At 60.4% G+C, this 20,408-nt stretch carries 20 protein-coding genes; 6 read left to right on the top strand and 14 right to left on the bottom strand.

The genetic code is table 11. The annotated features are described in order from the left end of the window. Positions 1-2: 2 nt before the first annotated feature. From L1K66_RS14100 to L1K66_RS14075, 6 genes are all read right to left on the bottom strand, one after another. Complete coding sequence (locus tag L1K66_RS14100; RefSeq protein WP_252258429.1) at positions 3-368, bottom strand: DUF4212 domain-containing protein; 366 nt, start codon at positions 366-368, stop codon at positions 3-5. 119 nt (positions 369-487) lie between these two features. Then, positions 488-1,165 (bottom strand): exonuclease domain-containing protein, encoded by a 678-nt coding sequence (locus L1K66_RS14095; protein ID WP_252258428.1) that lies wholly within the window; start codon positions 1,163-1,165, stop codon positions 488-490. 1 nt (position 1,166) lies between these two features. After that, positions 1,167-3,029 (bottom strand): putative nucleotidyltransferase substrate binding domain-containing protein, encoded by a 1,863-nt coding sequence (locus tag L1K66_RS14090; RefSeq protein WP_252258427.1) that lies wholly within the window; start codon positions 3,027-3,029, stop codon positions 1,167-1,169. 62 nt (positions 3,030-3,091) lie between these two features. After that, positions 3,092-4,558 (bottom strand): TolC family protein, encoded by a 1,467-nt coding sequence (locus L1K66_RS14085; protein WP_252258426.1) that lies wholly within the window; start codon positions 4,556-4,558, stop codon positions 3,092-3,094. Between the two features lie 2 nt (positions 4,559-4,560). After that, positions 4,561-5,598: an efflux RND transporter periplasmic adaptor subunit gene (locus tag L1K66_RS14080; protein WP_252258425.1), complete on the bottom strand. Its 1,038-nt coding sequence runs from the start codon at positions 5,596-5,598 to the stop codon at positions 4,561-4,563. 2 nt (positions 5,599-5,600) lie between these two features. Continuing rightward, complete coding sequence (locus tag L1K66_RS14075) at positions 5,601-7,367, bottom strand: ABC transporter transmembrane domain-containing protein (protein WP_252258424.1); 1,767 nt, start codon at positions 7,365-7,367, stop codon at positions 5,601-5,603. A gap of 204 nt (positions 7,368-7,571) precedes the next feature. On the opposite strand from L1K66_RS14075, the gene L1K66_RS14070 reads away from it, so the two are divergent. The 4 genes from L1K66_RS14070 to L1K66_RS14055 are packed head-to-tail and all read left to right on the top strand — an operon-like array spanning position 7,572 to position 12,757. Then, positions 7,572-8,681: an FAD-dependent oxidoreductase gene (locus tag L1K66_RS14070; protein WP_256471458.1), complete on the top strand. Its 1,110-nt coding sequence runs from the start codon at positions 7,572-7,574 to the stop codon at positions 8,679-8,681. A 44-nt stretch (positions 8,682-8,725) separates the two neighbouring features. Then, positions 8,726-10,867 (top strand): FAD-dependent oxidoreductase, encoded by a 2,142-nt coding sequence (locus L1K66_RS14065; protein WP_252258422.1) that lies wholly within the window; start codon positions 8,726-8,728, stop codon positions 10,865-10,867. Between the two features lie 4 nt (positions 10,868-10,871). Next, complete coding sequence (locus L1K66_RS14060) at positions 10,872-12,155, top strand: NupC/NupG family nucleoside CNT transporter (protein ID WP_252258421.1); 1,284 nt, start codon at positions 10,872-10,874, stop codon at positions 12,153-12,155. Positions 12,156-12,169: 14 nt separating this feature from the next. Next, positions 12,170-12,757, top strand: coding sequence for a CDP-alcohol phosphatidyltransferase family protein (locus L1K66_RS14055; RefSeq protein WP_252258420.1), 588 nt, complete (start codon positions 12,170-12,172; stop codon positions 12,755-12,757). Between the two features lie 3 nt (positions 12,758-12,760). Here L1K66_RS14055 and L1K66_RS14050 read toward each other — a convergent pair whose 3' ends face one another. Further along, a complete protein-coding gene (locus L1K66_RS14050) occupies positions 12,761-13,564 on the bottom strand; it encodes a DUF1499 domain-containing protein (protein ID WP_252258419.1) in 804 nt (267 codons plus the stop codon). A gap of 262 nt (positions 13,565-13,826) precedes the next feature. On the opposite strand from L1K66_RS14050, the gene L1K66_RS14045 reads away from it, so the two are divergent. Both L1K66_RS14045 and L1K66_RS14040 read left to right on the top strand, forming a co-directional pair. Further along, the gene (locus tag L1K66_RS14045) at positions 13,827-14,312 is read left to right on the top strand and encodes a c-type cytochrome (protein WP_252258418.1); all 486 of its coding nucleotides are present in this window, start codon (positions 13,827-13,829) and stop codon (positions 14,310-14,312) included. A gap of 79 nt (positions 14,313-14,391) precedes the next feature. After that, positions 14,392-15,006, top strand: a complete 615-nt coding sequence (locus L1K66_RS14040) for a plastocyanin/azurin family copper-binding protein (RefSeq protein WP_252258417.1) — start codon at positions 14,392-14,394, stop codon at positions 15,004-15,006. On the opposite strand, the gene hemA is transcribed toward L1K66_RS14040, so the two are convergent. From hemA to puhA, 7 genes are read right to left on the bottom strand one after another with little or no spacing between them, the layout of a single operon-like run. Next, a complete protein-coding gene (hemA, locus tag L1K66_RS14035; RefSeq protein ID WP_034955133.1) occupies positions 14,993-16,213 on the bottom strand; it encodes a 5-aminolevulinate synthase in 1,221 nt (406 codons plus the stop codon). The genes L1K66_RS14040 and hemA overlap by 14 nt on opposite strands. A 22-nt stretch (positions 16,214-16,235) precedes the next feature. Continuing rightward, the gene (puhE, locus tag L1K66_RS14030; RefSeq protein ID WP_034955132.1) at positions 16,236-17,030 is read right to left on the bottom strand and encodes a putative photosynthetic complex assembly protein PuhE; all 795 of its coding nucleotides are present in this window, start codon (positions 17,028-17,030) and stop codon (positions 16,236-16,238) included. After that, the gene (acsF, locus tag L1K66_RS14025; RefSeq protein WP_252258416.1) at positions 17,024-18,085 is read right to left on the bottom strand and encodes a magnesium-protoporphyrin IX monomethyl ester (oxidative) cyclase; all 1,062 of its coding nucleotides are present in this window, start codon (positions 18,083-18,085) and stop codon (positions 17,024-17,026) included. Before acsF ends, puhE begins: the two co-directional genes overlap by 7 nt. Beyond that, the gene (locus L1K66_RS14020) at positions 18,082-18,411 is read right to left on the bottom strand and encodes a hypothetical protein (RefSeq protein ID WP_252258415.1); all 330 of its coding nucleotides are present in this window, start codon (positions 18,409-18,411) and stop codon (positions 18,082-18,084) included. The genes acsF and L1K66_RS14020 overlap by 4 nt, the downstream gene beginning before the upstream one ends. Continuing rightward, a complete protein-coding gene (gene puhC / locus L1K66_RS14015; RefSeq protein ID WP_252258414.1) occupies positions 18,411-18,893 on the bottom strand; it encodes a photosynthetic complex assembly protein PuhC in 483 nt (160 codons plus the stop codon). The genes L1K66_RS14020 and puhC overlap by 1 nt, the downstream gene beginning before the upstream one ends. Continuing rightward, on the bottom strand, positions 18,890-19,606 hold the full coding sequence (puhB, locus tag L1K66_RS14010; protein WP_252258413.1) for a photosynthetic complex putative assembly protein PuhB: 717 nt from the start codon (positions 19,604-19,606) through the stop codon (positions 18,890-18,892). Before puhB ends, puhC begins: the two co-directional genes overlap by 4 nt. Further along, the gene (puhA, locus tag L1K66_RS14005; RefSeq protein WP_252258412.1) at positions 19,597-20,406 is read right to left on the bottom strand and encodes a photosynthetic reaction center subunit H; all 810 of its coding nucleotides are present in this window, start codon (positions 20,404-20,406) and stop codon (positions 19,597-19,599) included. Before puhA ends, puhB begins: the two co-directional genes overlap by 10 nt. Positions 20,407-20,408 lie beyond the last annotated feature (2 nt).

The raw sequence follows: 20,408 nt of genomic DNA, 5'->3' as shown, positions 1-20,408 counted from the left end.
CCTTAGTCGTCGAGATCATACTTGCGCTCGATCTGCTTCATACGAACCACGTAGAAGAAGATCAGCGCGATGAAGATGTAGATCGAGCCCTGCTGCGCGAACCAGAACCCGAGCGGGTATCCGCCCAGCATGAACTGGTCGAGGAAGCCTCTGAACAGGATGCCTGCGCCAAAGGAGCAGGCAAACCAGATCGCCATCAAGGCAAAGAGCAAGCGGAGGTTTTCGCGCCAATAAGCGCCTTCCGCTTCGCTGGTTTCGCTGCTTTCCGCAGCGGATTGCTGTGAAACATCGGAGGAGGGCGCTTCATAGCCGTCTCCTCCGCCGTGATCGAATTCGCCGGGATCGGCGGTGGTACCGGTATCGTCCATTTCTCTCCCCTATCGTTGCCGTCGCCCGCATCGAGAATCCGCGAGCTTGAAACAGCAGGCTAGGTTGAGAGGGGCAGCGAAGGGAGAGAGACTTTAGTCTTACCCGCCTTGAACAGGGTTCAACCGTGTTCGAGATCGCCGAGAGTGGTCGCTGAAGAAAGCCGGGTCAGTTGCGCCTGAAACAGTTCTGCCGCAGCAATGGCATCGGTCAGCGCGTCATGCGCCTGATATTCGGGGAGCCCATACCGCTTCCGGCATGAGGCGAGACGATAGGCCTCGGGGCCGATGCAATTGGGGTTAATGCGGCGCTCAAGCGATAGCGTGCAGACCTGTCTGATCGGTATTGGTTCGCCAAACAGCTTTTGCGTCATGCGTTGCAACGATGATTTCTCGATTCCGGCGGCATGCGCGACCATCACCCGGCCCGCCATCGCCTCGATCAGGGCCGCGATCACCTTGGCGACAGGCTCGCCTTGTGCGGCGCGTTGTTCCCCGATGCCATGGATGGTGACGGCTTCATCATCGAGCTGTGCATAGCTGCGGATGTCGATCGACTGTGCGCCCGCCATTGCGATGCCGCGGCCGGTAAAGGGCACCCATCCCGCCTGAAGCAGGTGCGCGTCCTTGCGCAGCCCGTCGAGTTCGAAATCCAGCGCCAGAAATGGTGCTTCGCGAGCAGGCGTCGCGGGATCGGGCCAATCGGCTGCGGCATAGGCGTGCAGCAGCGCCTGATCGCTTGACGCAAGCGATTTGAAAGCACGTTCCTGGCGCCAGCGAGCAATTCTGGCTGAAACCATGTCAGGCAATCCCGCCGGCGAAATTCCGGCGCAGCGTGTCGAGCGCATCGCGGATCACCGCAAAGGCATCCTTGAGATAGTCGCGTTCAAGCGGCGACAGGTCTGATGGCGCGATCATGTTGTCCGGGGTTTGCCCCGCCTCGATCTGCCGGGCCTGGTGGGCGATCCGCAATTCGTTCACGAAAAGCAGCGCATCGGCCAGACTCTCGGCATCGTCCCGGTGCATCTTTCCCGATTTCGCAAGCGCTTCGAGCCGTGCAAGCGTTCCGACTTCGGCTACACCCGCTGACAACGCATGGGTTCGCGCAATGTCGATGATCGGCATGATCGCCTGTTTCTTGGCGTTGAAGACCTTTTGCCCGTCGTCCGCCTTTTCCAGCACGAGATTGCGGAAGAAGCCGAGGGGGATCTTGCTGCGCAGGGCGTCCCGAGCGAGAAAGCTTACGAACAGCGGACTGTCCTTGAACAGATCGATCACCGCATCCTGAAGCGATCCGGCAAGCCCCACATCACCATGAACGCAGCGCATGTCGAAGAAGATCGTTGCGCGCAAAATGCGATCTTCGTCAGGGCGCGAAATCCACGCGTCATAGCGATCTTTCCAACCGCCAAGGGTCAGACGTTGGTCGGCGTTCTTCGCCATGATCCCGCCCTTGCAGTAGACATAGCCGCATTGGTTAAGCAGGTCTGAGACAAAGGTGCCGAGCGCCTCGAAATAGGCGAGATCGCTGTCGCGGGCAGCGTCGTCGATGATCAGGCCGTTGTCCTGATCCGAACCCACCAGTTGCTCCTCGCGCGCCAGTGAACCGAACACCACCAATGCATAGGGGCAGGGCGGGGCGCCAAGCTCTTGTTCCGCCAATTGCGCGGCGCGGCGATGGACGGCTTCCCCCAGCGCGGAGGTAAACCGCATCGCCTGATTGGCGTGGATGCCCGATGCGATCATCCGGGCAAAGCTTTCCGGCACCCGCCGAGATGCCTCGATCAGTTCGTCAGCAGTGCGTGCCTTTGCAATCATCGCGCCGGTATCAATCGCATTGCTGCCGATGGCTGAAAGGATGTCGGTTGCGCTGAGGATTCCAGTCAGATCGCCGTGATCGTTAATCAGGGGTATGTGCCTGAATCCCCCGCTGGTCATCAGCGCCATTGCTTCTGCGACGGGGCTGTGGGTGGTCAGGGTGCGCGGATCGGGGGTCATCACTTCGCCGATAGGCCGGTCCAGCGGGACGTTGGCGGCGACCACCCTTCCGCGCAAATCCTTGTCAGTGAAAATCCCGGTAAGTCCGCTCGCGCTGCATATCGCGAGCGTGCTGACATTCTGGGCCTGCATCAATTGAACGGCCTCGTAGATAGAGGTGTCAGGCGGACATGTGACTGGAGCGCTGCGCCCGATGATGTCTCCCACCTGCCGATCCTCAAGAGCGAAACCGGTACCCGAACGCCTTTGCGCCAAGGCGTGCCGGATGCGCTGCGCTTCGTCTTCGGCGAAGAAGGCTCGGAACGCAGGCACGGTTTCACGCAGGCTGTGAAAGCGGCCTGCCGGGATCGAGTAAAGCAGCGTGTCCTCGATAGCGCTGGTGGTGTTGCGGACTTCACCTCCGCGCAGGAGCGAGGGATAGGCGAAGCACGATCCGGTCGAAAGCCGAGCGGTCAATTCTTCGCCGGCGAGCTTCAGTTCAACCGCGCCCGATCGGACAATGAAAAGGCGGTCGTTGTGTGATCCCGCTTCGATCACCGTTTCACCCTTGCGGAAGTAGGCGACTTCCACTTGGCGGCTCACCGCTGCAAGCGTTTCCTCATCAAGTGCATCGAACGGAGTCGAAGCACGAAGGAAGCGGGCGATTTCGGCAATTTCACTGGCCATGTGGCCAGAATACCATTCAATGCACTGCGCGTCCTGTTAGACTTTGGGTCTATTGAACAGCGTTATTCGAGCCCGAGTTCATCTAGGTTCATCGTTGCCGCATTGTAGCTTGCCGCAGCCAGCCGACCGTTCAGATCAGCGCGGATCTTTCGAATGCGGGCGTCCGCGGCGCTTTCTTCGCGCAGGTTCACAAGGAAGAAATCGCCTGCCCCCAGAGAAAACCGCCGGCGTTCCGCCTCAACCATGGCTGATGCCTGCTCGACTTCGTCTTCAGCCAGTCCTGCCAGCCTGAGCGCGGCGTTGAGGTTGGTCAGAATATTGTCGAGTTCGACTTCGATCTGGTCAGCGATCCGGCGTTCACGCAGCTCGATTTCGCGCAATTCGGCCTCCGCCCGCTGCAACCGCCCGCGGGCCTGCCGCCGCTGCAGGGGAACGGTGAAGGTCACTCCGACTGTGGTATCGGTGGAATCGAAGCCCGGGCCACCAGCTCCGACAGGTCCGAAGTCACGCGAAAGCTCCACATTCAGATCCAGCTGCGGCTGGAGATCGTTGCGCCGCAACTCGACCTTGTTCTCGGCGCGTTCGATAGCGAGCCGGAAAGTTTGCAATTCCGGCCGGTTCTGGAGGATGTCGCTGCGCCGCATCGCGATCAGCGATTGCATGTCGGGCAGCGAGTCTATCTGTTCCTGATCGGGCAAGTGGGCGCGGGTCGGCATGATCATGCGCCCGTTTGAATCGCGCAGGTAAAAGCTCAACGAATTGGACGAAGTTTCGAAATTCCGCTGTGCTTCGGCCAGCAAAGTGCGGCGGCGGATGACGTTTTGCTCATTCTCGGTCAAGGCGATGCGCGGTGTCGCGCCCAGCCTGACTTGCCGCTCCAGCCCGATTGCGCGTGCTTCCGCGATTTCGAGCAGCTCCTCATAAACCCTGATCTCATTGCCCGCCGCAACCCAGCGCCAATAGGCCTTGAGCGCTTCATGCTGGACATTGAGCTGCACCAGAAGGACGTCGAGGCTGGCCTGACCGCTGGCAAGACGCGCATCCTCGACCCCAAAGCGGCGCTGGTCGATCCGGTTGTTGCGCAAGAGCGAGAACAAACCCCCAACCTTGAATTCACCCAGCTGATTGGTGTTGTAGTAATTCTCGTATGTCGGGAAGTCGCCGTCCGACAGCCGATAGGAACCGTAGATTTCCGCGCCCATCGGTGCGAGCGGCTGGCGGGCCTCGATCGATCCGTAACCACCCGAATAAAAACCCGTTATCCGGTCATAGGCCTCGCCCTTCAGCATCAGGTCGAAGGCGCCGTCGGCGGCAAGCTGATCGCTTCGCGCTGCCGCTTCGCGCTCGAAACTTTCGAGGATGGCGGGGAAGGTAAGGGCCGAACTGCGCAGAACCTCGTCAGGCAGCAACGGCCCGGTCTTCAGCGCCTCCTCCAAGGGGTCGCCAACCGGTTCAATGTCTTGAGCTAATGCCTGCGCAGCGCCCAATCCGACCATCAGCGCAGCAATCAGCGCGGCTCGAAACAGCATGGTTACCCACCCTGTCCCTGTCCGGAGCGGGCAGTGAGTTCCGGCGGGAAGTTGTTCAGCTGGCGCCAGATCTCATAGCCGACAGGCACAGTTTCGAGCAGGATCCATGATCTGACAACCGTGCCAAAGCGCGCATAGCGTTCCGGCGGCCATTTCTCGTCCGGCCCGGCATCGGGATCTTCTGCAATCAGCACGCGGAAACGCCCGTCGGGCTGCGCGACCTGATCGACCGTTGCGACCACGCCGGGGAAAGTCCCGATCGCAACCGACGGCCACCCGCTGAACTGCACCGCAGGCCAGCCTTCGAATTCGATGCGAGCTTTCTCTCCGCCTTGCACCAACGCCACGTCACGTCCGTCCACGAACACTTCAACCACTCGGCGGGTGGTTTCGGGCACGAAGGTTGCGAGCACCTGGCCAGAGCTGACAAAGGTAGCTGCATCACCGGCATTGATGCTCTGGATGAAGCCGTCGCGCGGTGCGGTGACAAGCTGTTCGGACTGGCGCGCCAGATTGGTTTCGGTCCGGGCGAGGTTGGCCTGCGCCTCCGCAACACGTCCACGCATCTCTTCCACACGGATTTGTGCCTGTTCGTAATCACGGCGGGCCGAAAGGCCGGCGGCGAACAGTTCCTGCATTCGCCGCAGGTCGATCTCTGCCGTTGCAAGGGCATTGCGCGCAGTTTGCAGCTGGATTTCCACCTGCGACCGTTCCGCTTCGAGCCGCTGGACCAGATTCGGGTCGATATCCGCGATCCGTGCGATTGGATCGCCCTTCTTCACCCGGCTGCCATCGTTGACGAACCATTCCTCGATCCGGCCGGACACCAGCGCGTTGATTTCCTGCTGTCGTTCATTCGGGTTGAGCGTCGTGACAACCCCGACGCCGCCGATGGTTTGCACCCAGGGCACGTAGACGAGGAAGGATAGCACCGCGAGTATGGCGATCAGCAGCAAGACAAAGACAGTGCGGAAAATGCGCGGGGTCTTTACGCTTTCAAGCGCGGTGAAATGCGCCATGTCCTGTTTGAGGGCTTCCATGGTCACTCTCCCCCCGCTGCAACGGATGGGGTGGGGGCTGCCCGGGATGTCGTGCGCGCCTCCAAACCGCCTTTGACGGCAAGGCGATACTGCTCGAAATCGTCAAACCACGTCTGCTGCTTCGCTTCGAGGTAAAGGAACCTGTCGAAGCCAAGGTCGATCCTGCGGCTCGAAAAATAGATCACCGTCGAATAGGCCTGTGAGCGCAGTTCCTCGATCGCGCGGGCGATATGTTCTTCGTCGAGCAAGTCGAACAGCCGGCTCAGAACGAGGATGCGCGGCTGTTCGAGCAAGGCATTCGCCAGTTTCAACTGCTGCAGCTCAACCGAGGAAAGTGGCCATCCACTGTGCGCGATAGGGGTGTCGAGGCCTTTCTCGAAGCTTGATACAGTCTCCGTCAGCCCGACCGTCTCCAGCGCGGCAACCATGCGCTTGCTGGCGGTATCGGGGCAGGAAAGACCGAGATATTCGCGGATCGTCATGCCGACAAAGGTGGGCCGGTCGAGCACATGCACGTCCTTGCGCAAATTGTAGGATTCGATGTCCTTGAAATCGACCCCGCCCATCGTCAGGAACCCGGCCTTCGGACGTTCGTGCATCTTGAGGAGGTTGGTGAAAAGCCGCTGCACGCCGTGGTCGCTCGCGGCCGCCATCACGATTGCGCCGCTCGGGATTTCAAGGTTGAATTCGGCCTCGCGCTGGCGGGCGATGCCAGTGGCCCCCTTGAAAACCAGCGTGTGATCAAGCCCGCTTATCGGGTTTTCGCCAGCAACCTCCTCCTGCTCCACGTCATAGAACAAGGACAGTTCCTCGACAGCGGCGCACAGATCGTAGAAATAGGTGAGGTAAGTGCCCAACTGCGCCACGCCGAAGAAAGCGACCGACAGGACCAGTTCGGCTGCCACAAGCTGCCCGAGGGTCAACTGTCCCTGAATTACCAGCCAGCCGCCAAGACCAAGCAGCGCCGCGCTTGCTCCGGCATATAGAAGCAGGAAGGCCAATGTCTGAGCGAAATGCTGGCGGAAGTGGCGCTTGCGCTCTTTCAAGTACTCGTGAGTCTGCTGATCCGATCGATCAAGCGCGTAATCGATGCGCCGTTGCGATTTGAAGAAGCCGTTCGATCCGCCGATCGTTTCAAGCCAGTCAGCCGTGCCGTGCTTGGCATGCGAAAGATCGATCCCGGTCCGGACCGCGCGGGCACCCCAGATCAGCCAGATCACCCAGATCAGCGCCGACATGACAAGGGTGAAGACCAGAAACAGCGGGTGGTAGAGCGATACGAGCACAAAACCGACCGCCACCTGCAAAACCACGCTGAACCCGCCGATGAAGAGCACCGGGAGGGCCTTTTGCACATTGATCACGTCGAAATAGCGATTGAAAAGCGCACCACGCTTGTTGTCGCTGAAGAACGGGTTCTGCGCGTAGACCGAGATCAGCGTGATTTCCGCCACCATGCGGGCGTAGAACCGCCTAGCGAACAGCTCCATGAGATGGATGCGCAAGGCGTAGAGCAACCCGAAGATTATCAGCAGTCCGAACAAAGTCAGCGAAAGCATCACCAGCGGTGCCGTAAGCGCCGTGTTGGCCACCGTGTTGACCAGCATCTGCACCGAAATAGGAGTCGCAAGCGAAAGCAGGCTGATACCGATGCCGTAAATGATCGCCAGCCAGTAGAAGCTGCCTTCGGGCCGGAGAATCTCGAAGAAGCGCCTGAAGAATTTTACGAGGGAAAGCCGAGTTCCATAACTCGGGGACTCAAGTGCCATGACTGCCGTACCGTCCAATCAGCAAAAGTTGGTCGACCAATCCTGGAAAGGTGCCGGGATCCCCAAAAACCGGCGGAGGGGGCAAGATTGGTGTTACCTTCAATGGGTTCGAACGCCTAAGGGGGCTAGGGGTTCCTGATCGCGGCTGGCAATTGGGAGTTCCGTATTTCATGTTCAATAGGGTTTGCGGAGGCGACAATTCGGATGGTTGATCGCGCAGCGCATATTCTTTTGATCGGAGGCGGCCATGCACATTTGGCAGTCCTCGCAGACTGGATCAGGAAGGGCCTGCCAAGCGCCCGCGCGACCTTGATCACGCCGCACCGGCACCTGCGCTATTCGGGAACGGTGCCGGGCTGGATCGCCGGACAGTATGACCGGGACACCGGTTTGGTCGACTTGTCCGGACTTGCGGCCCGCGCCGGGGTTGATCTGGTGCTTGATCACTGTGTCCTGATCGATCCTGATGCGCGGGTTATCGGAAGTGAGCAAGGCTTTGAGCTGCCGTTTGACATTGCCTCGATTGATACCGGGGGTGTCGGGCAAGCCGCGAAGCTGCTGGGCGACGATCCGAGGATTATCGATATCAGACCGATAGATCGCTTCGTTGATGAGCTTGATCGTCACAACGCGTCTAAAAGGATCGCTGTGATCGGTGGGGGCGCCGGGGGAACCGAGCTTGCCTTTGGCTTGCGCAATTCGGCCCGCTTCGATCGGCAGCCCGATATCGCTTTTGTGACGGGTGCTGCGGGCTTGCTCCCTGATTTCTCCTCGGCGGTCAGGGGCAAGGTTCAGGCGGAACTTCAACAGCAGGGCATCGAGGTCATCGTCGGTGATGCCTCGATCAAGGCAGGGCAACTCAATGTCGAACGCGCTTCATGCGAACCGGTTGACCTGATCGTCGCCGCGATGGGTAGCGGAGCGCCGGATTGGCCCACACAGGGCGGATTGGTCTGCGATGAAAGCGGCTTCATTGCGGTGGACCGGTTTCAACGCTCGATCTCGCACCCGCATGTCCTTGCCGTAGGTGATGTCGCCGCGCGCCAGGACCGCCGGATTGCACATTCGGGGGTTCATGCGGTCTTTGGCGGGCCGGTTCTGGCTGACAACTTGAGGTTGATGGCTGCCGGCCTTGCCCCGCAGCGCAGCTACACACCGCGCTGGAACAATCTCTATCTCATGTCCACCGGCAGGGAAGAGGCCATCGCCAGCTATGGCCCGTTGGCCGCACAAGGGCGATGGGTTTCACGATTGAAACACTGGATCGACAATCGCTGGCTTTCCCAATACGCCGCTTTGGCAAAACCCGGGTAACCCCGGAGCGAAATCGCGCGAATGACTGCGTTCAAAGGAACCCGATGAAGAAAATACTGATCATTCTTGCGATTGGCGCGCTGGTGGCGGCCTATTTCTTGTTCGATCTTGGGCAATATCTGACGCTCGACGGGATCAAGCGGGTCGTCGATCAGGCTCAGGGCTTCTATGCCGAAAACCCCGCCTTGGTGTTGGGCGCGTTCATCCTGATTTATGTCGCGGTGACGGCGGCATCGCTACCGGGTGCCGCCATCATGACGCTGGCGGCAGGCGCGCTGTTCGGGCTGGTGACAGGCACGATCCTCGTCTCTTTCGCCTCTACGCTGGGGGCAACGCTTGCCTTCCTGTCATCGCGCTTCGTGCTGCGTGACTCGGTAGAGGCGCGGTTTGGGGAGCGGCTGAAATCGATCAACGCCGGGCTCGAACGCGACGGAGCGTTCTATCTTTTCACCCTGCGGATGATCCCGCTGTTTCCGTTCTTCGTCGTCAATCTGGTGATGGGGCTGACCCGCATCCGCACCTGGACCTTCGCGTGGGTGAGCCAGGCGGGGATGCTGCTTGGGACGATCGCCTATGTGAATGCGGGCACGCAATTGGCGCAGATCGAAAGCACTTCCGGGCTGCTTTCGCCTGTGCTTATCGGCTCTTTCGTATTTCTTGGCATCGTGCCTTGGATCGCCAAGGCGATTATCGGCGTCATCCAGCGCCGCCGGGTCTATGCCGGATTCAAGCGCCCGGCGAAATTCGACCGCAATCTGGTGGTGATCGGTGCAGGCGCCGCGGGCCTCGTTTCGGCCTATATCGCCGCCACGGTAAAGGCCAAGGTGACGCTGATCGAGGCAAAGGACATGGGCGGCGATTGCCTCAACACCGGCTGCGTGCCGTCCAAGGCGCTGATCAAGAGCGCCAAGGTCGCCAGCGTCATGCGCAACGCTGATCGATACGGCATCACTCCGGTAGAGCCGCAGATACCGTTCAAGCAAACGATGGCGCGGGTGATGGAGGTCATCAAGGCGATCGAGCCGCACGACAGCGTTGAGCGTTACACCGATCTCGGCGTCGATGTGGTGAAGGGCTATGCCACTATCATCGACCCATGGACGGTCGAAATCGCCCGGAATGATGGAGAGACGCAGCGGCTCACCACCCGCAGCATCGTGATCGCCAGCGGAGCAGAACCGGTGGTGCCGCCGATCGAAGGGATCGGGCAATCGAACTATCTCACCAGCGAGACGCTGTGGGATGCGTTTGCCCAGATGGATCAGGCACCCGGCAAAGTCGTAGTGCTTGGCGGTGGGCCGATTGGTTGTGAATTGAGTCAGGCACTTGCGCGGCTTGGCTCGAAAGTGACTCAGGTCGAAATGGCGGACAGGCTGCTGGGGCGCGAGGACGAAGATGTGTCATCGCTGGCAAAAGCCGTGCTGGAGGAGGCGGGCGTCACCGTGCTGACCGGTCACAAGGCGGTGAAGGTCGCAGACGGCGTTCTGATAACCGAGAGCCAGGATGGCGGCGCAAGCGAAGTCCCGTTCGACACGCTGATCGTCGCTGTCGGGCGCAAGGCACGATTGACCGGGTTCGGACTGGAAACGCTCGGCATCGACACGGACAAGACCGTCAGCACCGACGAATTCCTCGCCACGAAATTCCCCAACATTTTTGCCGCAGGAGATGTGGCCGGGCCTTACCAGTTCACCCATACCGCCAGCCATCAGGCATGGTATGCCAGCGTCAATGCGCTGTTCGGCACCTTCCGCAAGTTCAAGGCCGATTACCGCGTGATCCCGGCTGTGACGTTCCTCGATCCGGAATTTGCCCGCGTCAGCCTCAACGAAACCGAAGCGCGCGAACAGGGCGTCGCTTTCGAAGTGACCACCTATGAAATCGACGATCTCGACCGGGCGATTGCCGAAAGCGAGACCAAAGGCTTCGTCAAGGTGCTGACCGCGCCGGGCAAGGATCGCATTCTGGGCGCGACCATCGTCGGCGCCAATGCGGGCGAATTGCTCGCCGAATATGTGCTGGCGATGAAGCACGGCATCGGGCTGAACAAGATCCTCGGCACAATCCATTCCTACCCCACCATGGCCGAAGCGAACAAATTTGCTGCTGGCAACTGGAAGAAGGCGAACAAGCCCGAGGGGCTGCTTGCATGGGTGGAAAAATACCACGCATGGCGGCGGGGCTGAACCGGTGGAACTGTTTGATCAGCTGCGCGGGATTTTCGGCATTGCCTTGCTGCTCGCGCTGGCGTGGGCGCTGAGCGAGGATCGCCGCGAGCGTCCCGGCTGGCGGTGGATTGCCGGCGCGCTTGCCCTGCAATGCGTTCTGGCGGTGCTGATCGTGCGCGTCCCCTTTGTCTGGGACATGGTAACGCTCGCCAATGAAGGCGTGGCGGCGATAGAGCGGGCGACGCTGGCCGGATCGTCTTACATGTTCGGCTATCTTGGCGGCGCAGACTTGCCATTCGAATTGAAAGAGGGTGCGCAACCGCCTCTTATCATTGCCTTTCAGATATTGCCTTTGGTGATCGTGTTCTCAGCCCTCGCGGCATTGCTCTGGCATTGGGGCGTGCTTCGCTGGCTGGTGAACGGCCTGTCGTTCCTGCTGCGGCGCAGCCTCGGGGTGAGCGGGGTTGTGGGGCTTTCAGGGGGCGCCAACATGTTCCTTGGCGTGGTTGAAAGCCCGCTTGTGGTGCGCGCCTACTTCGCCCGGATGAGCCGGGCCGAACTGTTTCAGGTCATGGTCCTCGCAATGGCGACGATCAGCGGAGCGATCCTGATCCTTTACGCTACAACCTTGCGCGATACCGTGCCCGATGCTGTCGGGCATATGATTTCCGCGTCGCTTGTCTCGCTACCTGCAGCACTTTTGATAGCGAAACTCATGGTCCCGGGATCGGCGGAGGATCAGGGGACCGAAGCGGACACGGAAGATACGGGTCTCAAATACGACAACAGCATTGATGCCATCGTCAAAGGGACGATGGACGGGATGCAGCTTTTCCTGGCTGTCATCGCGGTCATCATAGTGGTGTTCGCGCTGGTTGCGCTGACCGATCAGGTGCTCGCTCTGCTGCCACTGGTCGGTGACGAGCCGCTGACGCTCAAGCGCCTGTTCGGCTGGCTGTTTGCCCCCTTCATGTGGGCCATCGGCGTGCCCTGGGCCGAAGCGCAGGCTGCGGGCGGTCTGATGGGGACCAAGGCGATACTCAACGAATATGTCGCCTACCTTGAGCTTGCCGCGCTGCCTGAAGGGACGCTCGGGCCACGGAGCTTGCTGATCGTCACCTATGCGCTCTGCGGCGTCGCCAACCTTGCCAGCGTCGGCCTGCTGGTTTCGACCATCGGCACGCTCTGCCCGGAGCGCCGGGCCGAGGCAGCCGGGCTGGGGATCAAGAGCTGGATCGCCGGCAATCTGGCGAGTGCGATGACGGGGGCATGGATAGGGCTCGTCACATTCGGGGGCTATGGCTAATGCTCGATGCGCGGTTGAGGCCCTTGATCGATCCGCCGCTCAATCGCGCTGGCCGCGTGATCGCGGGGTGGGGTGTCAGCGCCAATATGCTGACCTTCGCCGGATTGGCGCTGGGGCTGGGCGGGGCCGTAGCCATCGCCTTTGGCAAGCTATGGCTTGGCCTTGCCCTGATTATGTCCAATCGACTGGCTGACGGGCTGGACGGGGCGGTTGCGCGGGCCACCGCTCCGACCGATCTGGGAGGGTATTTCGACATCGTCGGCGATTTCGCCTTCTACGTGTCGATCCCGCTCGCCTTCGGCATCATGGCCCCGGCCAACTCAATGCCGGCGCTGGTGCTAGTTGCAAGCTTCGTGCTGACGGGCGTGAGTTTCCTTGCCTTTGCCGTGATCGCGGCCAAGCGTGGCCAGGAAACGGAAAAGCACGGCAATAAGAGCTTCTTCTATTCGACCGGGCTGGCCGAAGGGGCCGAGACGATCGCGGTGTTCATCGCGATGTGCCTGTTCCCAGACTGGTTCGGCATGATCGCCTATGGCTACGCCGCGCTCTGTGTGCTGACGGTGTTCCAGCGCAGCGCGATGGCCGTCGCGCAGTTCCGCTAGCGATCAACGCTGGCCTATCTGGGTGGCAACCCGCTCGCGCAGTTCGGCGATCCGCTTGGCATTGGCGCCCAGATCGCTGCGGCCCACGCGGCTGACAGAGCGGAAATCGATTTCGTTCTCCCCGATCCGGGCAACCACATCATCCTTGAACCCGAACCAGAAGGTTTCGGCCACGCCTTCGACCCGGCCTTCCTCGGCGTTCTGGCGAATGTCGGAAAAGCCCATGCTGCCCATGGCGGCAGCGACGGCAGCGACGGCATCGGCCTGGCTCGCTCCGCCAAGCGGGAGCGGTGACAGGTTGGCGTAGGTGTCGTTGATGATCTGCGCGTGGCTCTTGATCGCCAGTTCAGGCGCGCTGCCCCTGTACAGTTCCAGCTCGCCCAGCGGCACCTGATAGTCGCTCAGCGGATTGGCTCCGCTTTCGGCGCGTGCTGCCATGGTTTCAGCGGAAAAGGCCGGGGGATCAGCGGTGTCGGTTGCGACATCGTGGATCGGATTCTCTCCGGCTGTTGAACGCACGGACAAAAAACTAAGGAACATTCCCGCCGGGATAAGCACTCCCAGCGCCGCGATCGCGATCACATGCTTGAGCCGCGGCTTTTTCAGCAAACCGATAACCAGCGAAATGAGCGCCACCACAGCGACGATGCCGAGCAGGTAGGGTCCGGCGGAGAATGTCATCGCGCCGAGTCCCGTCTGCCAGCTCCAAAGGCCGATCTTCGTGCCCAAGGCAGCGATCATGAAATAGATCGGGAGAAAGGCGATCATCGCCAGGACGAGCTTGGTGTGCCATGCAAGGTTTTTCATGCTGGCCTGTTTAGCGATGGTTCTGCGTTAGGCAATCGCGATCCTGTAGCGGGCAGCATCACGCACCCCCTAATGAGAAGGGGCGAAAGCGAATGCATTTTTTGCGAAACCCATCTCTTTCTGGTGCGTTACGGATAGGAGATCACTCGTGGTGGGACCGCGCAGGCTTTTGATGTTTCGGGAAAAATCTTTCTGAAACAACGCATTAAAAGTCTGTGGTGACGCGGGAGGGTCTGCCAAAGAAAAAGGGAAGAAGATCACTATGCGTAAGATTATTCTGAGCACCGTCGCAATGACCGGTCTGGTTGCGCTTTCCGCCTGTGGCGGCGGCAACGCTCCGGAAGAAGCACCGGCCGAAACCGAAGCCACTGCAGAAGCCGAACCGGCTGCTGAAGAGCCCGCTCCCGAGCCGGCTGCCGATGTCGCTTTCGCTGACCTCACCGGCGATGCCGCTGCCGGTGCAACCGTGTTCGCACAGTGCCGCACCTGCCACCTGATCGAAGAAGGCAAGAACGGCGTTGGCCCGTCGCTCTACGGCGTTGTTGGCCGTGCCGCTGGTTCGATCGAAGGCTTCAATTACTCGGACGCCAACAAGGGCAGCGGCCTGACCTGGACGCCCGAAGTGCTGTTCGAATACCTCGAAGCACCGCGTGAATACATGCCGGGCACCCGCATGGCCTATCCGGGCCTCAAGGACCCGCAGGATCGTGCTGACCTCATCGCTTATCTCCAGACCAACGGCGAATAAGCAATCAGCATCTTCTGACATGGTCTTGCCCCGCGGTCCCGATTTCCTTCGGTTCCGCGGGGCAAGCCGTTTCTGGGGCTTGAGCGAACAACTGATGCGGCGGTTTACAACCTTGGCCCTTGGGCTTGCAGCAATGGCGGCGATCCCGCTGCTCGGCGCCTGCAATCAGGCTGGTGGTGCACCTGCCGAAGAAGCCGAAGCCGCTCCGACCCCTGAAACCGAAGGTCCGGAAGTGGAGCCCAACGGCCGGGTCATCGACATTTACATGTACACTGTCGATCCTGAGAATTCGTCACGCATGCACGTGTTCAAACCGAAACTCGTCAGTGCGAAGGTTGGGGATACGATCCGTTTCATCCCGACCCAGCCTAGTCACCAGTCTTCGTCTATCGCCACTATGCTGCCCGACGGGGCAAAGGGATGGGAAGGCGAAGTCAACGAGGAAATCCGTTACGTCCTGCCAAAGCCGGGCGTCTACGGATATCAATGCATCCCGCACTATGCGGCCGGCATGGTGGGCGTCGTGATCGTCGAAGGCGAGGGCAAGACTGCCAATCTGACCTTCGCCATGGAGGCCCGTCATCCGGGCCTTGGCAATCCCAAGTTCGTCGAGATTTTCGCCGAAGCACGGGCGCGTGGAATGTTCGATCCCGTACCCGCCGTGCCTGACGAAGCAGAAATCAGGCAGCCGTAGCCATCCTCGCCAGTTCGCACTGCGACCAGATTTCGCTCAGTGCGTTGATCAGTCGATCGATATCGCCGTCGTCATGCACCGGCGAAGGCGTTAGCCGCAAACGCTCGGTTCCCACGGGAACTGTGGGATAGTTGATAGGCTGCACGTAGATGCCGTGATTGTCCATCAGCCAGTCGCTGATCCGTTTGCACTTGTGCGCATCGCCCACCATCACCGGAATGATATGGCTGGGATTGGCGAGATGGGGGATGCCCATCATGTCCAGCTTGCGGCGCACCTGTTCCACCCGCTCTTTCTGCAGATCGCGTTCCGCGCTGCTTTCCTTGAGGTGGCGGATGCTCGCTGCCGCGCCCGCGGCGACGGCCGGGGGCAGGGCGGTGGAGAAGATGAAGCCGCTGGCAAAGCTGCGCACGAAATCGACCAGATTGCGGCTGGCGGCGATATAGCCGCCCATCACACCATAGGCCTTGCCCAGAGTGCCTTCGATCACGGTGATCCGGTCCATCAAGCCTTCACGTTCGGCAACGCCGCCGCCGCGCGGGCCGTACAGGCCGACAGCGTGGACTTCATCGATATAGCTCATCGCCCCGTGCTTCTCGCAAACATCGAGAATGTCGGCGATGGGGGCGATGTCGCCATCCATCGAATAGACGCTTTCGAAGGCGACCAGCTTAGGCACTTCGGGGCCGAATTCGGACAGGTGGCGATCGAGATCCTCGACGTCGTTGTGTTTCCATATCTTGTAGGGCGCACGGCTGTGACGGATGCCCTCGATCATGGAAGCGTGGTTGAGCGAATCTGAGAAGACTACGCAGCCCGGGATCTTGGCCGCGAGCGTTCCCAGACCCGCCCAATTCGATACATATCCGCTGGTGAACAGAAGCGCGCTTTCCTTGCCGTGCAAGTCGGCGAGCTCCGCTTCCAGTTCGACATGATAATGGTTCGTACCCGAAATGTTGCGCGTGCCTCCGGCACCCGCTCCGCATTCGTCGAGCACGTTGTGCATGGCTTCAAGCACCTTGGGATGCTGGCCCATGCCGAGATAGTCGTTCGAGCACCAGACAGTGACGGCCTGCGTCTCGTCTTCGATAAAGCGGGTTGCATGCGGGAATTTGCCCCGGTGCCGCTTGATATCGGTGAAGACGCGGTAGCGCCCTTCTTCGCGCACGCTGTCCAGCTCGCTGGCGAAATAGGCTTCGAAGTCCATCACTTTACCCTCTGTTTGCATCTCATTGTATCTTCTTGGCTCGCACGGCGCCCCGCCGTGTGAACGCCCAGCCCCACAGCATTCCGTCGCGGAATGGCAGGGCCAGAAACAGGTGTTCGAGCGCGCCCAACAGGCACAGCGCGGTCAGCAGGCTGGCGCCCACCATTTCCGGGCTGCCCGTAGGGGCGGCCATCGCGTAACCGGCGAATTGCCAGGCCAGCGCCAGGATCAGCGCAATCGATACGGCCAGAAGCCAGGTCATGCGATTGCGCCCGAAATAACTCTTCAGATAGTCGAGATGCGCGGGCAGCATCTCAGTGGTCGAATTGGGCACGCCGACAAACAGGTTGATCTTCGACGATAGCCGCAGCCCGAACATCAGCACGAAAATCATCGCGCCGATCTGGTTTGGGGCGTTCCACGACAGGGAAATCAGCATCAGCGCTGTCAGCGCGAGAGCGATTTCGTGATGGATCACCGTTGCGCTGGCTTGCGTGAAGCGGTCAAACCCGCGCGCTTCCGGCTCGCAGGCAACCCGCCGTGGGCCGGCTGCCGCCCCGGTGAGGAAGCCGATTTCGTGCCAGCCCCAGACCAGCAAAGCCCCGGCAAACGCCGAATATACCGCCAGTGCGGTCACGAATTGCGATGCGATCAGGATCGCGATCAGACCGATGATTCCGCCGATCCCGCCGATCATCACGCTGCGCCTGAAAGTCGCCCGCTCACGATTATCCGCCCAGGCAATCAGCCCGGTCGCCATGAACCATATGGCCACCGTCACGATGAACGGCACGATATGGCCATGCCAGTCTACCATGCGGGATAAAGCCGGATGGATTGCGGGAGAGTGTTCGGCTTGGTGCGGTGGAAATACATCCGCGCGAAATTGAATCCTGCTCCAGCCATGCCGCTGATGCGCTTTGCAAAGCCGGTGATGCCGCCTTGTTCCTTGCCGTCCTCAATCCGCAGTGCTGCCTGACGCAGGGCTTCCATCTTGCGCCGGAACGCGGGATCATCGGTATCCAGTTCCACCGGGAAGACCTGGCGGCTGATCTGGTTGCAGATGTCGAACACCTTGTAGTCATACTCGGTCGGATCAACGCCCAGCGCCTTGTGGAACACGGGTCGCTGATGGTCGCGTACGTACATTGTGGCATAGACCGACAGCAGGAAGAACCGCACCCACAGCTTGTTCGCGCCTTCCAGCAGCTTCGGATCAGAGCGGAGCAGCATGGCAAAGGCCTCGCCATGGCGGAACTCGTCATTGCACCATTCCTCGAACCAGTCGAAGATCGGGTGGAATTTGTTTTCCGGATTGCGCGCCAGATGCCGGTAGATCGTGATGTACCGCGCATAGCCGATCTTCTCCGACAGGTAGACCGCGTAGAAAATGAACTTCGGCTTGAAATAGGTGTATTTCTTGGTCCGGGTCAGAAAGCCGAGATCGACGCCGATCCCGGCATCCTTCAGGCTTTCGTTGATGAAACCGGCATGGCGGCTTTCATCGCGAGCCAGCAGCTTGAACAGCTGTTTCACGTCCGGGTTCTTCGTCCGCTTGGCGATTTCGGCGTAGAGCACGCAGCCCGAAAACTCCGACGTCATCGAGCTGACGAGGAAATCGGTGAATTCCTTGCGCAGCGCCGGGTCGAGCCCTTCGATCACACCCTTGAAGCTGTCGTTGTGCTTGAAGTGCTTCTTGTTCGGATCGCCGATCATTTCCGCGATAAGGGCGTCCCACTCTTCACGCACGGGCGACACGTCGATCGCATCCAGCGCGTCATAATCGGTGGTGTAGAAACGCGGGGTCAGCATCGTGTCCTGAGTGGCGAGTTCCATCGCCTCCTCGCTGGTCATGGGCTTGTATGCGTTCATTTGATCCTCCCGGCGTTGAAGCTCACCTCGTAAAGCTCGGCCAGATCGAAATAGGCGGCGAGACGGGTGAGGGCGCGGGCAAGCGGCCCTGCGCGGGTAATTGTGGCGGTGCGTTCAAACACCTGCCTGCTGCCGAACGGGATCGATATCGGATCGCCGTGGACAAGCACCTTGTCCCCCGGCTCCATCTCGATGCCGTCGGCCAGATCGACATGCGCGTGAAAATGGTCAGAGCTTTGCTCCACGGTGATGAAGCACGGGGTATCGAACTGTCGCGCTCCGCGACTCTTCGACGCAGCCGATCCCTTGACTGTCGCAGCACCCATCAGCGCGCCTCCTTTTCCAGCATGTCGGCAAAGGTCTTGTGATTGCCCAGGCCGAATGCCGATAGTTCCGCGCCTTTTCCGGTGGTCGGATCGCGCAGGGTGATCGAGCCATTGTCCCATTGGATCAGCTCGAACGGCGTTTCCCGACCGATGCCGCGAATGCGGCGCTGATGAGCGAAACTGCGCATGGTGGTGCGCACGAAGCCACCGGTGCCGGGTCCGTAGCTGACAATTTCCTCGCCGGTCGAAGCGTCCTCGACCCGGACGGTACCGTCGGCTTCATCGTAGAATTGCAGCGAACGGGTCGCCGCCATTGTCGTCCCGGCCTCGGTGCGGGCGAGGTCGGGAATCGCCTGCCGCTCAAAGAAGCCGAATGAGACCGATGCCGTCAGCGCAAGCGTGATCGCAATCAGCCCGCCCATAAGTATCAGGGGCACCTTGTGGACGTGGATTTCGTCCTCTTCATATTCGCGTACGATCACGCCGGTGCTCCTTCCAATCCGCCGCTGCTGCTTTCAGGCAAGCTCGATGGCCCGCGCGAAGGCCGCGCAGCGGCATCCTGTTGCTGGACGCTCTGAGGTTGCGAAACATTGATCTCGGTCAAATTTCGCTCGATCTGGACGACATTCGCGCAAGCATCCGCCAGCAAGGCTGCGACCTTTTGCGCATCGGGAATGCCGCGTAGCATCGGTTCGGGCCGGGCAAAGTGCCAGGGGCGCGTATGCGGCCACAGCAGGAAAAAGCCGAGCAGACGTTCGCCGCCGATTTTCAACGCGATATCGCCGTGTTCCTTGCCCCGCATCTTGAGATCGGCTGACAGCACATGTTTGAGCGGCACATTGATCCGCGTTTCAAGCGCCATTCCGATCCGCATGATCAGACGCGTGTCGGTCAGGATGTAGAGTGTCGTGCGCCGCGATACCCATGCAAGGGTATGTAGAACGGCAACGCCTGCAACCCCCAGAACCGCGCAAACGATCGCGGTCGTGATGTTTCCGAGGATTGCGGAAATCGCGATCAGCGCGACGAAATACAGGCCCACCGTGCGAGTGTGAAAGGCGGTTCGTGAAAGGACCGCCAGATCTGGCTGGCCCTTCCACAACACCTTTTCATCCATGGTCGGCGTACCCATGGGGTCTCCATGGGCACTGGGACCGGCCTCGGTTTCGTCTTCGGGCTTGAGCGTTACAGCCATGGTTCAGCCCGCTCCGGGGTCGCATACATGTAACCCCCACCGTAATAGGCCATGATCTTGTCCTCCTCGAGCCGGGTGATCTGGCCCGGAATGGCAAGTTCAGGCACCGCGTCGAACTGGTCGGCGCGGATCGCATCGATATCGATCAGCGGAACCTGATCGTCGACGATCGGCATGATGCCGCCAAGCCAGCTCTTACCCTGAACGGCGCAGACGAACATCGGGGCGAGCACCTTCTTGCCTGAATTGGTCGTCACTTCGAGATAGCGGATGATGTGCTCCGACTGGTCGACCCAGACATCGCTCACCGTACCGGCCAGCTTCTTGTCCGCGGCATAGACCGGCAGGCCTACGGGGTTCTGATCTTTCGGAGCGATCTCGATTTCGTGGCTGTTGCCGATGGGCACGATACGCGGACGACCATCGAACGTCAGATCGGGATAGTCGTTGCGATTGGCATAGGCTGCCGGGCCAAGGCCGTCGGCCATCGGATTACCCGTGGGAACCCACGGAGCACCTGGTGCGCCGAAGGCCTGCTTGGCTGCGATGTTCACCGGATCGCGCGGCAGATCTTCAGGTGTGTAGGTGCCGCGACCATGCGGCAGCTTGAAGGTCTTCTTGGTGCCATCGGTTAGCGGAACGCCCGGCTGCACGGCGCCGGATTGTTCGTGTTCGAGCGGATAGCCTTCGCGGCGACTTTCGCGGTTCAGATAGACCACGAGGCCCACGAAGAAGATGAAGAAGAGGATGAACGACAGTTCTGCAACGTCGAATACCCCTGCAATGTAAGTGTTACCCATTC

The organism is Erythrobacter aurantius (genome assembly GCF_023823125.1).
GTDB lineage: Bacteria > Pseudomonadota > Alphaproteobacteria > Sphingomonadales > Sphingomonadaceae > Erythrobacter > Erythrobacter aurantius.
This window is presented reverse-complemented; position numbering and strand designations above follow the sequence as displayed.